Here is a 13,515-nt window from a genome sequence, read left to right on the forward strand (position 1 = left end):
TGCTACCGAATAAGTTAGTTAGCCTATACGCTTTGTGCGGGATCTCACTGCCGCTGCGGCCGGGTGCCGGTCAGGTTTGGGGACGCCACAGCGCGCCCTCCAGCAGCTGCCGCAGCACCCCGGTGACGGCCAGCATCTCCCGGTAGCTGCGGACGTAGCCGGAATAGAAGCCGACGCCGCAGAGCACCACGAGCAGGGTCTCGACGACCGCGGGGGCATCGATGTCGGCCGCGAGCTCGCGATGCGCGATCGCGTCGTTGACCACCCGCGTCAGAAACTCGCGGGTCATCCGCACCGCGTCGTTTTCGGTGGTGTTCAGATCCGGATGCCGCTGCGACTCCAGCACGGTGGTGACCAAAAATGCTGACGCGGAAGGGTTTTCGGAGTTCGCTTGCATCGCCGCCGAGATGAACGCGGTCAGCCGCCCCAGCAAGGTGGTCTCGCACTCGGCGCGCCGGATCCCGGCCGCGACGACGAGTTCGTTGGTTTGGTTCACCACTTCCCGATACAGCGCCCGCTTGCTGGAGAAGTAGTGGTTGATGGCCGGCCTGGTCAGATCGGCGCGGACGGCGACGGCCTGAAACGTCGCCCCGTCGTATCCGCGTTCACTGAAGACCAGGCGAGCGGCGTCCACGATTCGCTTGCGGGTTTCGTCAGCCTTTGCTGCGGGCGGACGGCCCGGCCGGCGACTAGCCGTTGGCGCCATTACTGCAGTGTGCCACCACCTCGATGCGGCATTAACGCGTTGGGTGGAATATGGCCGAACTTCCCGGCCTGGTAATCCTGCAGCGCCTCGACCAGCTCCGCGCGCGAGCTCATCACGAACGGGCCGTAGTGGAACACCGGCTCCCGGATGGGCCGCCCGCCCAGGAGCAGCACGTCGAGCGCCGTTGTGCGCGACGACTCCTGGACCGACCGGGCGCGCACGGTGATGCGGTCGCCGGGCCCGAGCACGGCCAGCTGGCCCGAGCGGATCGGGTGGGCGACGGGGCCGACGTATCCGCTGCCGGACAGCACGTAGACCAGCGCGTTGAAATCGCGCCGCCACGGGATGTCGAGCCGGGCTCCCCCTTGAATCGTCGCGTGCGCCAACGTGATCGGGGTGTGGGTGGCGCCCGGTCCGCGGTGGCCGTCGATCTCGCCGGCGATGATGCGCACCAGCGCCCCGCCGTCGCCGGAGGCCAGCAGCGCGGCGTCGCCGCCCTCGATGGCCTGATACCGCGGCGGCGCGAACTTGTCCTTTCTCGGCAGGTTCACCCACAGCTGGACGCCGTGGAACACGCCGCCGCTTTCCACCAGCTCGGCGGGCGGGGTCTCGATGTGCAGGATGCCGGAACCGGCGGTCATCCACTGCGTGGCGCCGTCGGTGATCAGGCCGCCGCCCCCGTGGGAGTCCTGGTGCGCGAACTTCCCGTCGATCATGTAGGTGACCGTTTCGAAGCCGCGGTGCGGGTGCCAGTCGGTGCCCCGGGGCTCCCCGGGCTGGTACTCCACCTCGCCCAGCTGGTCCATGTGCACGAACGGGTCCAGCGCGGCGGCGCTCACCCCGACGAACGCGCGGACGACCGGGAAGCCCTCCCCCTCGTAGCCGCGCGGGCCGGTGGTGATCGATCGGACCGGGCGCTCGGTGTCGACGGGAGCGGGCGCGCCGATCCGGGGCAATGTCAGGGTGTCTGCGGTGACGGCGGGCATGGGTACCTCCTCAATGAGAACTACCCATATAACCGGACCGTGGTCCGGATATTCCGTCCAGCTGGATGGGTTGGCCAGTGTGTTTGCTAGGACTTGGCCCGGGCGGTGCGCGCGGCGTCCCGTTCGGTGGCCGTGCCCTCGTGGGTCAGCTTGCCGCCCGCGCTTTCCAGATGCGCCCGGACGAACCACTGGAACTTCTCCAGGTTTTGCGCCTGGTCGATCAGCAGGTCCTGGGTGACCCGGTCGATATCGTCCGTGTCGTCGATGGCCTGGCGAATGTCCTCGATCACGCCGGTGTAGACCAGGTCCAGTGCGGCCAAATGCGCCTGGACGGTGTCCCTGCCGACGGAATAGTCGTCCCACGAGCGGTCCCGGATGATGGCGGCCGGGGTCCCCTGCGGCGAAGCGCCAAGGGCCGCAATGCGTTCGGCGACGTCGTCGGCGAAACCGCGTACCGCTTCGACCTGCGGGTCGATCATCTCGTGCACGCCGATGAAGTTCGGCCCCACCACGTTCCAGTGAATGTGCTTGAGCGTCAGATGAAGATCGTTGTAGGTGCTCAGCTGCTTCTGCAGCAGTTCGGTGAGCCGAGCCGCCTGTTTGTCGGTCAATCCCGGAATGGTGAACTGAGTCATAGTTTTTTCGGGCTCCCTTCCTTCGGGTTCGCACACGGTACTTGCGCTGAGGGATACCCGACGACCGGGTGGGAAAACACCGGCAGGTCAGAGGGAATGTATTTGCTGCACCGGCAGCCGGGCGCCGCGCCGCGGCTCGTACGCCAGGCCGCTGGCTTCGAGCAGGCGGACCACCCGATGGCGGTGCGGCCGCATCGGCTCCAGCAACTCGAGCATCGCCGCGTCGTCGACCGGGCGGCCCAGCAGCGTCCAGCCGACCATCTTCGGGATGTGATAGTCGCCCACCGAGACGGCATCGGCGTCGCCGAACGCCCGTTGCGCGGTCTCGGAGGCGGTCCACTCGCCGACCCCGGGCAGCGACGTCAGCGCCTGGCGCGCCTGCGCCGGCGGCCGCGAAGGCAGCCGTTCCAGCGCGGCCGCCCGTCGCGCACAGCCCACCACGGTCTGAGCCCGTCGCGGGTCGACGTTGGCGCGGTGAAACTCCCACGACGGCACGTTGCGCCACGCCTCGGCCGACGGCGGCACCCGCATGCCGGGCGGCGCCGGTCCCGGCGCCGGCGTCCCGTACCGCGACACCAGCACCCGCCACGACCGAAACGCGTCGGCACCGGGCACCCGCTGCTCGATGATCGCCGGGACCAGCGCCTCCAACACCCGCCCGGTGCGGCCCAGCCGCAGGTGCGGGACCCGTCGGTGCGCGGCGGCGACCGTCGGGTCGCGCGGCACGAAGTCCGAGGCGTCGTCCTCGGCACCCAGCAGCGCGGGCAGCGCGTCGAGGAACTCCTCGGCGCCGCCGCCCCACGCCTCGCAGCGGACGGCGTTGGCCGCGGCGCGGCTGATCCGCGCCACGACGGGCCCGCTGGGCAGCAGGCTGGTTTGCCAGATCGCGCCGTCGTCGGCGATCCGGAAACACGGATCCAGCGGGCCGCGGCGAAGCGGCGCCAGCGTGTGCCCGAAGCTGACGGTCCCGGCAAACGTCACCGTACGGGCACCGTTCACGCGGACTCCGAACCCGATTGACCGGCCACTATTTTCCAAGACAGTATTGCGATGTGATGACGCCGTTCGACAACCCGCATGCCGAACTGGCCTGGATGTTCCTGCAGAGCGTAAGCGAGGGCGGCGACACGGAGGAGGGTTTCGCGCTGCTGAGCGACGACTTCACCTACTGGAGCATCATCACCCGCGCGTGTTTCGACAAGGAGACGTTCCGGCGGGCCAACGAGCGGCGCAGGCAAATCGTCGAGATCAACATCGACCTGCGGCGCTGCGTCACCGAGGGCGACACGGTGGTCGTCGAGGCGCAGGCCTCGGGAACGTCGAAGGACGGCGTCGAATACGACACCCCGTTCGTCTGCATCTTCGAGACCCGCGACGGGCAGATCGTGTCGATGCGCGAATACAGCGACACCAAGTCGGCCGCCGTGTTCACCGGTTGAGCCCGATTGGGCCCTACCGATCCAAGACGCTGATCTCGGCCTTGTCGGGGTAGAAGGCGACGTGTCCGGCGATCGCCGCGACCGCCGGGTAGGGCTGCTCGTAGGTCCAGATCGCGTCCTGCACGGTGTCGCCGGCCGAGGTGGTCACGCTGTAGTAGCTGGCGTCGCCCTTGAACGGGCAGTGGGTGCTGGTGTCGGTGCGGGTAAGCCGGTCCCGCACCACGTCGCCCAGCGGAATGTATTGCACCGCAGGCAAAGTCGCCTCGCGCAATTCCAGTGCCGCGGTCGTGTCGGCGATCAGCTCGCCGTTGACGCGAACCTGCACCCGGCCCGGAGTCGGCTCGATGGTGATCGGGTGCCCGGCGCTGGGTTCTTTGATTTCCGGGTGGCTCATGCTCGGTCCCTCCTCAAGACGCGGATACGGGTTTCAACACCGGGCCGTGCTCAACGCTTCCCAATCAGGCCGGCCCGAACGCGTAGCGATGGTATTGCGCCATGTTGGCTACCGCGGGGACCAGCGACATGACCCTGCCCATCGCGCGGTATGCGCGCGGCAACCGCAAGAAATTGTCCGATTCGAACCACCGCACCCAGGACAGCAACCGGATCCCGGGGACCGCCTCGAGGATGTCGCCGGGGCCCTCGATGCCCCAGCGCAGCGTCGATCCGGACCGGCGCACCACCGAGTTCATCCACTGCGACCTGATGCCCAGCCGGTTGAAGGCGTCGAACTGCAGCTCGCCGGACCCGAAGCCGTCGACGACCCGCCGCAGCAACGCCACGCCCTCGCGCTCGCTCAGGTACATGGTCAGGCCCTCGCCGATCATCAGCGCGGGCCGGTCGTGGGGAATCTGGGCAAGCCAGGCCGGATCGGTCACCGACGCGGCGACGACGTGGTGGTGCTCCGCGGCGGGGAAAAGCCGGCGGCACAGCGCGGCGACCTCGGGGTGGTCGACGTCGTACCAGTCCACCTGCGGACCCGGTTGAAGCCGGAAATAGCGGGTGTCCAGCCCGCAGCCCAGGTGCAGGACGACGGCACTGGGATGCGCGTCGAGGAATTGGCGCGCCCACGTGTCGAAGTGCGCCGTGCGGGTCGTCACCGACGGTGAATTGCGCGCGGTGATAGCGGTTTTCGCCCAGTCATAGTCGATCCGCTCGACGATCCCCTTGGCGTAGCGATCGCCCAGAATCGGGTTGGGCGCGTCGGCGTCGAGCGCCTTGGCGTACAGCGTCGCCAGCATCGTCTGCGGCGGTCCGTTGAGGTCGACACGAACTCGGTCCACCGGGCCGAGACTATTCAAGATCAATTGGGTTTGAAAAGATCGCGCGCCGCCGCCGGATCGCGCATCGCGGCCCAGAAGCGGGCGGCCTCGCGGATCGATTCCTCGACCGGGCGTGGCTCCCAGCCCAATTCGCGCATCGCCTTGCTGGCGTCGACGTCGGCCTCGGCGCGCATCATCCGCACCGACGTGAGGCTGAGTTCGGAGTCCTTGCCGGTGAGCCGGGCCCGCAGGCTGCCCAGCGCGCCCAGGGCGTAGAGCACCGGAACCGAGATCGAGCGTCGCGGCGGGGCGACGCCGGCCTCGTCGGCGGCGATGCGGATCACCTCCTTCAGCGGGATCATCTTTTCCGAGACGAGGTACCGCTCGCCGATCCGCCCGTATTCGGCGGCCAGGATCATCGCCCTGGCGGCGTCGTCGACTCCGACGACCTCCAGCTGGATGCCGTCCATCGAGAAGGGCAGCTTGCCGAAGACGGCGCCGGCGATGAACGCGCCGTGCGGGGTCCGGCCCCAGTCCCCGCTGCCGTAGGTCGTCGACACGCACATGGCGACGGCGGGCAGGCCGGTCTCGGCCACGTACCGCATCACCAGGTCTTCGGCCTGAACCCGGGACTGCACATACGGCGTCAGCCGACGGGGGTCGACAACGTCGTCCTCGGTCGCCACGTGGCCGTGGCGGCGGCCCACCGTCGCGTAGGTGCTGGTGAAGATGAACCGGCGCAGGCCGCGCTCCTTGGCCGCGACGTCGAGGACGTTGCGCAGCCCTTCGACGTTGGTGCGAAACAGCGGTGCCGGGTCGCGCAGCCACGCGCGGGTGTCGACGACGCAGTAGTACACGTCGTCGGCACCGTCCATCGCCTCGCGCAGCGTTTCAGAGTCGAACACGTCGCCGTGAAAGCGGGTCAGCTCGAGGTCGTCGATGGCGCGAGTGTTGGCGGTCGGGCGCACCATCGCCCGCACCTCGGCGCCCTCGGCGACGAGCTGGCGGGTGACATGCGACCCGAGAAAGCCGTTGGCGCCGATGACCAGCTTGGGCTTGGTACTCGCTTTCGGGCTCATTTGAGCTCCTCGGCTCCTCCGTATTGCTGCATCCACCGCGCCGCGTCCTCGTCGAGCGTGCCGAGGGCCTGCGCCTTGCGGCACCACTTCAACCCGGCCCGCAGGAAGCGCAGCGGGTTGTAGATGTCCTCCTCGCGGCTCCACAGGCCGTCGCCGGCGTAGGTGATGATCGTGATGTTGGTCGCGCCGATGACGCTGCCGTCGCCGGGGTCGCGCATCGGGTTGTCCAGCTCGAGGATCACCCGCCCGGTTGGGTCGTCGATGACCGACCACAGCGTCGGGAACGCGACCATGTGGCTGCCCGGGAACGTCGTCATCGTCCGCTTGATCCACTCGCGCACTTGATCGCGTCCGTGCATGGTGCCCGCCGCGTGTTCGATGTACTCGACGTCCGGCGTGTACTGCTCGGCCCACGCGTCCCAGTCCCGGGTTTCGGCGGCCCGGGCCACGGTCTCCTCGAATTTCCCGAAGGCGGCGGCCAGTTCGTCGCGGGAGAACGTGCTCACGCGGGCCTCTTCGCAGCGTTGCGGCTCATCGGCGGAGTGTAGCCTGGGCTTCGTTGTGGGCGGCTAAGGAGTACAGGCAATGACGAGCACTCGAAGGGCGATCCTGGCCGGCGGCTGCTTCTGGGGAATGCAGGACCTGATCCGCAAGCAGCCCGGTGTGATCTCGACCCGGGTCGGCTACAGCGGCGGCGACACCCCCAACGCGACCTATCGCAATCACGGCACGCACGCCGAGGCGGTCGAGATCATCTACGACCCCGCGGTCACCGATTACCGCGCGCTGCTGGAGTTCTTCTTCCAAATCCACGATCCGACAACGAAAGACAGGCAGGGCAACGACCGGGGGTCCAGCTACCGGTCGGCGATCTTCTACACCGACGAGGAGCAGAAGAGGGTCGCGCTGGATACCATCGCCGACGTCGAGGCGTCCGGCCTGTGGCCCGGCAAGGTGGTGACGGAGGTGAGCCCGGCCGGGGACTTCTGGGAGGCCGAGCCCGAGCACCAGGACTACCTGCAGCGCTACCCCAACGGGTACACCTGTCACTACGTGCGCCCGGGCTGGAAGTTGCCGCGCCGCGCCACCGCCGACCAATAGGCCGATCAATAGGCCGACCGCTCAGCGCCGGCGCACCACGATCCGTCCCCCGTCCTTGGGGGTGTAGGCAACCCCGCGGCAGTGCCACCGCTCGCCCGGTGCCGACGTCGTCTCGATGGTGAAGTGGCGCAACACCGTTCGAAGCACCACGTCCATCTCCATGTTGGCGAACGCGGCGCCCACACAGCGCCTGGCGCCGCCGCCGAACGGAATCCACGCGAACGTCGGCGGCTTGGTTCCGATGTAGCGGTGCGGGTCGAAGCGCTCCGGGTCGGGGAAGACGTCGGGGTCGTCGTGTATCTGCGCGATGCTGACGATCAGCGAATAGCCCCGCGGAATGGTCCATTCGCCGAGCTGGAAAACCGGCGGATAGACCCGGCGGGCGGCGAAGTCGATCACCGTCCTGGCCCGCTGCACCTCCAGGATCGTCGCCTGGCGAAGCTCGTTGCCGCCGCTGTCGGCCTCCTCCACCAGCGCGGCCAGCAGATCCGGGTGCCGGGTGATCCGCTCGAACGCCCAGCCGAGCGTGGCCGCGGTGGTTTCGTGCCCGGCCGCCAGCAGCGTGAGCAGCTCGTCGCCAATGTCCTTGCGCGACATGATCGAACCGTCGTCGTAGGTGCTGCGCAGCATCAGGGCGAGCACGTCGGTCCGGTTCTCGAAGTCCGGGTCCGCCCGTTCGAGGTCGATCAGCTTGTCGATGACGATGTCGTATTGCCGCCGCCATTGCGCCAGCCGACCCCACGGCGTGAACCGGCCATAGGTCCGCGCCGGCTTCGGCAGCGCCGCCATGCGCGAGCCCAGCGTGACCCACGGCGGGATGAGCCGGCGCAGCTCGTCGAGTTCGGCCCCGTCGGCCCCGAACACCGCACGCAGGATGGCGTTCAGCGTGATGCGCATCGTCGACGGCATCGTCGGGAATGGCCGGCCCTCCGGCCAGTCGGCCGTCTCGCGCAGCGTCTCCTCTTCGATGATGGCCTCGTAGTTCTTCATGCTCTTGCCGTGGAACGGCGGCGCGAGCAGCCGTCGCCGGCGGCGGTGATCGTCGCGGTCGAGCGCGAACACCGAGCCGCTGCCGAACAGCCGGCTCAGGTTGGGCTGGATGTTGCCGAGCTCGTCGGGGCTGGTGGTGAAGATCTGCTTGGCCAGCTCGGGCTCGCCGACGATCACGACGCGGCCGAACATCGGCAGGTGGACCGCGAAGACGTTGCCGTAGCGGCGCGCGAGGCGCTTGATCATCCCCCGCCGCGAGGTGGCGAAGAACAGGCCGCTGATGGCCTTCGGGACCGGTACCGACGGGGGCAGCCTGATCGCTGACGGTGGGGCGGTGACCAGTTCACTCAATGATTGCTCCCAACATCTGCCCCGAAACCGGGCTGGTACCACGGTGTACCACGGGTCTTTACGGGTACGGTACTCTCGAGTACCAAGCCTGACAAGGGTCTACAAGGGTCACCGAAAGGGGCGTCGGCGGTGATATCAGCGGTGACAGCCGATGTACTCGGCGACGCTCCGGCCGCGCCGGACCCGTTCCGGCTGCGCCTGCTCGAAGGCCTGGCCGCCTCGATCGACGAGCGCGGCTATCGCGCCAGCACGGTCGCCGACATCGTGCGCAACGCGCGGACCTCCAAGCGCACGTTCTACGACCACTTCGCCGGCAAGGAACAGTGCTTCCTGGAGCTGCTGAGCACCGACATCGAGAAGCTCGGCGAAAGCATTGCGGCCGCGGTCGATCCGGAGGCCGACTGGCACCACCAGATTCGCCAGGCCGTCGAGGCCTACGTCGGATACATCGAGGCGCGCCCGGCCATCACGCTGAGCTGGATTCGCGAGCTCCCGTCGCTGGGCGCCGTCGCCCGCCCCGTGCAGCGCCGCGGGCTGCAGTTGCTGTCCAGCCTGCTGATCGACCTCAGCGCCAGCCCGGGATTCCGGCGGGCCGACCTGCCGCCGTTGACCGCACCGCTGGCCGTAATCCTGCTGGGCGGGCTGCGCGAGTTGACCGCGCTCGCGGTCGAAGACGGCAGGGCCGTCCGGGAGATCGTCGAACCGGCCGTCGACGCGTCCATAGCCCTGCTGGGTCCGCGACACTAGGCTCAAGCGATGCGGCTATCAACTCGAAACCAGCTCAAAGGCACCATCACCGAGGTCGATCTCGGCAACGTGATGGCGATCGTGAAAGTCAAGCTCGACGGCGGCGACCAGATCGTCACGTCCTCGGTCACCAAGGACGCCGCGACGAGCCTCGGCCTGGCGGTGGGCCAGCCGGCGACGGTGTTCATCAAGTCGACGGAGGTCACGATCGGCGTCGAGTGACGCGGGGCGCCACCCCCGGATAGCGCGACACTTAAATCACGCACACGACACGCCGAAAAGTGGTGCCGTAGTTTAAGTTTCGAGGCGAAGGAACGCCCGGATCCGGTCGAGGACCAGCTCGGGTCGCTGCTCGACGATCCAGTGGCCGGCGTCGTCGACCAGCTCGACCTCGAAATCGCTTATGCGCTCGGCATATCCGTCGGTCAGGTCGGCGGTGATCACCGGGTCCCTGGTGCCGGTCAGCCAGCGGACGGGGACGTTCACGCGCGCGTCGTTGTATTCGCCACGCATCCAGCTCCGCATCTCCTTGGTCTGGAACGAGCGATACCAGCGCGAGCCCGCCTCCGCGTGGCCGGGCTGTTGCATGCACTCGAGGTACATGCGGACGTCGTCCTCGGGGAGTGTGAAACCGCCGCCGACCCAGGAGCCCAGGACCCGGAAGAACCGGGAGTCCGGACGACTGATGATCCGCGGGCCGACGACCGGCAACGAGATCGGGATCTGATACCAGAACCGCCAGATGTTGCGGACCGACGACAGGTCGCGCTTCACCCAGGGTGCCACGGTGTTAACGCCGAAAAAGCCCGTCACCCTTTCCGGGTGGCGCAGCATCAAGATGAACGCGACCGGCCCGCCCCAGTCGTGGGCGACGAGCTTGACCGTCGCGACGCCCAACCGGTCCAGGACGCCCACCAGATCGCCGGCCATCTCGCTCTTCAGGTAGGTGCTGCGCGGCGCGGAACTCCAGCCCGCGCCACGCAGGTCGGGGCACAGCACCCGGTAGCCGTCGGCGGCCAGCGGCCCGATCATCTCGTGCCACTCCCACCAGTTCTGTGGGAAGCCGTGGACCAGCATGACTACCGGCCCGTCGGCCGGACCGGCATCCGCGACGTGGATCGTGACACCATCGCCGACGTCGACGTACCTGTGTTCCAACGCGACAGAGCCGTCCAGTTCGGGCATGGTGACCATGCTCAGAAGGTAGCGGACGCGGCTACGCCAGGAAACGCTCGACGTAGGGCGCGAAGCGCGCGGCCAGGTCCTTCTGCGTCAGGCCGAACATCTCGCACGAGGTTTCGATGTTGCCCAGCCGGCCGCGCCGGTGGCCGGAGAGGTAACCCGCGATCGCCGTTCGCGCCTCCTCGCCGAACGGTTCCCCGGCCAGGTCGTAGACCCGCTCGGCGACGCCGAGTTCGTCGGCCATGAAGTCGTCGAAACGGATGTCGATCGAGCGGTCGGGACCGATGGTGTCGCGATCGCGGACGAGCGCGGACAGCATCCGCTCGAGGCGGTCGATCCAGAACCCAGCGATCCGCCGCACCGGCACCGGGGAGCGGTGCATGCGCGCGGAGTAGGTGATCATCGCGATCATCGACAGCGCCACCGGCACCGGGTCGCGGTGCGTGAACACGACGATGCTGTCGGGGAAGACACGATTGAGCACCGGCACCTGCTCGAGGTGCTGGGGCGACTTGAGCAGCCACCGCCGCCCGCCGCGCAGGAACTGCATCGCCTTGAGTTGCCGCGCCAGGTATTCGTAGTGCGGCGTCTGGTCGTGGGCCTGGTAATAGTCCCGCCACCGGGGCACGTCGGCGAGCGTCTCGAAGAGCATCGTGGAGAAGTCGTTGGCCAGCAACTGGATCTCCTCGTGGACGTGGTCGGTGGTCATCTCGTGCATGAGCGCGAAATGCGGCATCACCGTGTTGATCACGCCGACCGCGACGTCCATCCGCGCCCGCCGCGGGTCCGGCTCTTCGCCGTCTTCGGCCGGCAGCGGGAACGGCTCGTTGCTCTCCCAGTAGGGCATGGTGCGGAAGGTGGGCGCCGCGGCCAGCATGTTGTGCAGGTGGGTGGTGCCGGTGCGGGGCAGCCCGGCGATCACCACCGGCGCCCGCAGCTCGATGTCGTCGATCTCGGGATGCCGCTTGAGCAGATCGGTGAACAGCAGCCGGTTCTTGAGCAGCTGCAGCAGCTGGCCGTAGAAGTTGACGACGCCGGCGCCGTGCAGGCCGTCGATGTCGCGCAGCGCGGCGAGGTAGACGTCGAGGCGTTCCCGATAGTCCTGCGGCCCGAAATCGTCCAGGCCGGTGTCGGCGCGGGCCTGCGCGTGCAGCGCGGCGGCGTCCAACGGGCAATTCGGGGCCATCGCGGCCATCATGTCGAGGATCTGCTGGGCCTCCGCGGAGAACCGGGGCTGGGCCAGGTCGTCGAGGCGAACGAGAGCGGCTTCGGTCACGGCGACTTATGTTACTCTGAGTTTCGTAATGGTAGTAGACTTCGGCCGGCCCCGTGACCCGCGCATCGACGGCGCGGTGCTGGCCGCGACGGCCGAGCTGCTCGCCGAGACCGGCTACCCCGGGCTGTTGGTGTCCGCCATCGCCGAGCGGGCCGGCACCAGCAAGCCGGCGATCTACCGGCGCTGGCCGAGCAAGGCGCACCTGGTGCACGAGGCCGTGTTCCCGATCGGCGCCGCGACCGAGATCCCCGACACCGGTTCGCTGCCGGACGACCTGCGCGAAATGGTGCGCCGTGCAATGACTTTCCTGACGACGCCGGCCGCCCGCGCCGCGCTGCCCGGGCTGGTCGGGGAGATGGCGGCCGACCCCACCCTGCATTCGGCGCTGTTGGAGCGGTTCGCCGGCGTCATCGGCGGCGGCCTGGCAGAGCGGCTCGAGGCCGCCGCGGCCGCCGGCGAGGTCCGGGCCGACGTGCCGGCCGCCGAATTGGCCTCCCAACTGACCGAGGCCATCGCCGGCATCACGCTCATGGGCCTGCTCACCCGCGCCACCGAGCTCGACGACAACTGGGTCGACCGCACCACCACGTTGCTCCTGAAAGGAATCAGCGCATGACCGAACACGAGTCGACCGCCGCGTGGCGGGAGCTGCTGGCCACCGTCGACGGGCTTGACCGCTCCTTCCTGGAGGGAGACCGTGCCGTCACCGACGACCGGCACATCGCCGACGGCTACCGCATGCTCGCCACCACGCTCGGGGTGGCGTTCGACACCTACCTGTTCCCCGAGCCCGGTCGCCCGCAGTTCGTGGCGGTCAACACGCCGTTTCGCCGCGACCGCCGGTGGGGCGGCGACAACACCGACGCCTACTACTTCATCTGCCCGGTCGATCCGAACCGGCGTTACCGCATCAGCGGCAACAAGGGTGACAGCGTGTACTTCTCGGTGACCGCCTACAACGAGCCGTCGCCGGGCGCCTGGTCGGACCGGGTGGTGGCCATCGTGCGCGACACCGATCTCGACGTCGACGCGCACGGCAACTTCGCCTTCGAGTTCCCTCCGACGCCCGACGCGGCCGTGCTGATGACCCGCGACTACCAGGCGGATCCGCTGACCGGCCGCCCGGTCACGTGGCAGATCGAGGCGCTCGACGAGCCGGACCCGATACGGCACGGCGACGCGGAGACCGCCGCCCGGCTGCGGGCGGCGGCGGCCTGGTTGCGCACGATGTTCGCCATCGTGCCGCTGCCCGTCGGGTCACGGGCCGGCGACGAGCACGCGCTCGGGCACGAGACCGCCCATGCCGCAAACGAATTCGCCGATCCCTACCAGGTGCCCGACGCCAACTTCGGCTGGTCGGCCCGCGATGCCTGCTATTCCTACGGCAGCTTCGTGCTCGACGAGGACGAGGCCCTGGTCATCACGCACCGGCCGCCGTCGTGCCGGTTCTGGAACCTGGTGGTGTGGAATCAGTTCATGGCCACCTACGGCGCCTCCGACGCGCGTTGCTCCATCAACGGCCACAGCGCGGTGCCCAACGCCGACGGTTCGGTGACGGTCGTCTTGTCCCGCGGTATGACGTCGCATCCGAATTCGCTGACCGCGCTGGGCTATCCGCGCGGCAACCTCGCCTTCCGCTGGTTCCTCGCCGACGGCGTGCCGGCCCGGCCCGAGGTGAAGCTGGTGAAGGCGTCCGAGGCGCCGGCCGCCGCAACCTAACCCGCCGAGCGTGAACCTGTGGCGAAATTTTTGCGAAAAAGC

At 68.6% G+C, this 13,515-nt stretch carries 17 protein-coding genes; 6 read left to right on the forward strand and 11 right to left on the reverse strand.

Annotated elements, in window-relative coordinates:
• Window positions 1-70: 70 nt before the first annotated feature.
• The 4 genes from AC5Y6X_RS15160 to AC5Y6X_RS15175 form a co-directional block, all read right to left on the reverse strand.
• Complete coding sequence (locus tag AC5Y6X_RS15160; protein WP_324675363.1) at window positions 71-706, reverse strand: TetR/AcrR family transcriptional regulator; 636 nt, start codon at window positions 704-706, stop codon at window positions 71-73.
• Entirely contained in the window at window positions 706-1,692 is a 987-nt protein-coding gene (locus AC5Y6X_RS15165; protein WP_324675365.1) for a pirin family protein, read from the reverse strand. Before AC5Y6X_RS15165 ends, AC5Y6X_RS15160 begins: the two co-directional genes overlap by 1 nt.
• A gap of 86 nt (window positions 1,693-1,778) precedes the next feature.
• Entirely contained in the window at window positions 1,779-2,327 is a 549-nt protein-coding gene (gene dps, locus AC5Y6X_RS15170) for a DNA starvation/stationary phase protection protein Dps (protein ID WP_324675367.1), read from the reverse strand.
• Between the two features lie 87 nt (window positions 2,328-2,414).
• Window positions 2,415-3,326, reverse strand: a complete 912-nt coding sequence (locus tag AC5Y6X_RS15175) for a DNA-3-methyladenine glycosylase family protein (protein ID WP_324675369.1) — start codon at window positions 3,324-3,326, stop codon at window positions 2,415-2,417.
• A gap of 56 nt (window positions 3,327-3,382) precedes the next feature.
• Here AC5Y6X_RS15175 and AC5Y6X_RS15180 point away from each other — a divergent pair, with 56 nt between their 5' ends.
• A complete protein-coding gene (locus AC5Y6X_RS15180; RefSeq protein ID WP_324675925.1) occupies window positions 3,383-3,766 on the forward strand; it encodes a nuclear transport factor 2 family protein in 384 nt (127 codons plus the stop codon).
• A gap of 13 nt (window positions 3,767-3,779) precedes the next feature.
• On the opposite strand, the gene AC5Y6X_RS15185 is transcribed toward AC5Y6X_RS15180, so the two are convergent.
• The 4 genes from AC5Y6X_RS15185 to AC5Y6X_RS15200 form a co-directional block, all read right to left on the reverse strand.
• A complete protein-coding gene (locus AC5Y6X_RS15185; protein ID WP_324675371.1) occupies window positions 3,780-4,160 on the reverse strand; it encodes a DUF427 domain-containing protein in 381 nt (126 codons plus the stop codon).
• A 64-nt stretch (window positions 4,161-4,224) separates the two neighbouring features.
• Complete coding sequence (locus AC5Y6X_RS15190; protein WP_324675927.1) at window positions 4,225-5,007, reverse strand: class I SAM-dependent methyltransferase; 783 nt, start codon at window positions 5,005-5,007, stop codon at window positions 4,225-4,227.
• 62 nt (window positions 5,008-5,069) lie between these two features.
• Window positions 5,070-6,107 (reverse strand): NAD-dependent epimerase/dehydratase family protein, encoded by a 1,038-nt coding sequence (locus AC5Y6X_RS15195; RefSeq protein WP_324675373.1) that lies wholly within the window; start codon window positions 6,105-6,107, stop codon window positions 5,070-5,072.
• Window positions 6,104-6,613 (reverse strand): nuclear transport factor 2 family protein, encoded by a 510-nt coding sequence (locus AC5Y6X_RS15200; protein WP_324675375.1) that lies wholly within the window; start codon window positions 6,611-6,613, stop codon window positions 6,104-6,106. The genes AC5Y6X_RS15195 and AC5Y6X_RS15200 overlap by 4 nt, the downstream gene beginning before the upstream one ends.
• 79 nt (window positions 6,614-6,692) lie before the next feature.
• On the opposite strand from AC5Y6X_RS15200, the gene msrA reads away from it, so the two are divergent.
• Entirely contained in the window at window positions 6,693-7,208 is a 516-nt protein-coding gene (msrA, locus tag AC5Y6X_RS15205) for a peptide-methionine (S)-S-oxide reductase MsrA (protein ID WP_324675377.1), read from the forward strand.
• Between the two features lie 21 nt (window positions 7,209-7,229).
• Here the strand turns inward: msrA and AC5Y6X_RS15210 are convergent, their stop codons facing one another.
• A complete protein-coding gene (locus tag AC5Y6X_RS15210) occupies window positions 7,230-8,549 on the reverse strand; it encodes a cytochrome P450 (RefSeq protein ID WP_324675379.1) in 1,320 nt (439 codons plus the stop codon).
• Window positions 8,550-8,690: 141 nt separating this feature from the next.
• Here AC5Y6X_RS15210 and AC5Y6X_RS15215 point away from each other — a divergent pair, with 141 nt between their 5' ends.
• Together AC5Y6X_RS15215 and AC5Y6X_RS15220 are read left to right on the forward strand one after the other, a co-directional pair.
• Window positions 8,691-9,296 carry a TetR/AcrR family transcriptional regulator gene (locus tag AC5Y6X_RS15215; protein WP_324675381.1) on the forward strand — a complete coding sequence of 202 codons (606 nt, stop codon included), beginning with the start codon at window positions 8,691-8,693 and terminating at the stop codon, window positions 9,294-9,296.
• 9 nt (window positions 9,297-9,305) lie between these two features.
• Window positions 9,306-9,518: a TOBE domain-containing protein gene (locus AC5Y6X_RS15220; RefSeq protein ID WP_324675383.1), complete on the forward strand. Its 213-nt coding sequence runs from the start codon at window positions 9,306-9,308 to the stop codon at window positions 9,516-9,518.
• Between the two features lie 72 nt (window positions 9,519-9,590).
• Here AC5Y6X_RS15220 and AC5Y6X_RS15225 read toward each other — a convergent pair whose 3' ends face one another.
• Complete coding sequence (locus tag AC5Y6X_RS15225; protein WP_324675385.1) at window positions 9,591-10,490, reverse strand: alpha/beta fold hydrolase; 900 nt, start codon at window positions 10,488-10,490, stop codon at window positions 9,591-9,593.
• 22 nt (window positions 10,491-10,512) lie between these two features.
• Complete coding sequence (locus AC5Y6X_RS15230) at window positions 10,513-11,676, reverse strand: sulfotransferase family protein (RefSeq protein WP_499987706.1); 1,164 nt, start codon at window positions 11,674-11,676, stop codon at window positions 10,513-10,515.
• Window positions 11,677-11,782: 106 nt separating this feature from the next.
• On the opposite strand from AC5Y6X_RS15230, the gene AC5Y6X_RS15235 reads away from it, so the two are divergent.
• On the forward strand, window positions 11,783-12,370 hold the full coding sequence (locus AC5Y6X_RS15235) for a TetR/AcrR family transcriptional regulator (protein WP_499987239.1): 588 nt from the start codon (window positions 11,783-11,785) through the stop codon (window positions 12,368-12,370).
• On the forward strand, window positions 12,367-13,473 hold the full coding sequence (locus tag AC5Y6X_RS15240) for a DUF1214 domain-containing protein (RefSeq protein ID WP_499987241.1): 1,107 nt from the start codon (window positions 12,367-12,369) through the stop codon (window positions 13,471-13,473). The genes AC5Y6X_RS15235 and AC5Y6X_RS15240 overlap by 4 nt, the downstream gene beginning before the upstream one ends.
• The last annotated feature ends 42 nt before the right edge of the window (window positions 13,474-13,515 follow it).

The sequence above is a fragment of the Mycobacterium sp. NGS26 genome (assembly GCF_059813025.1).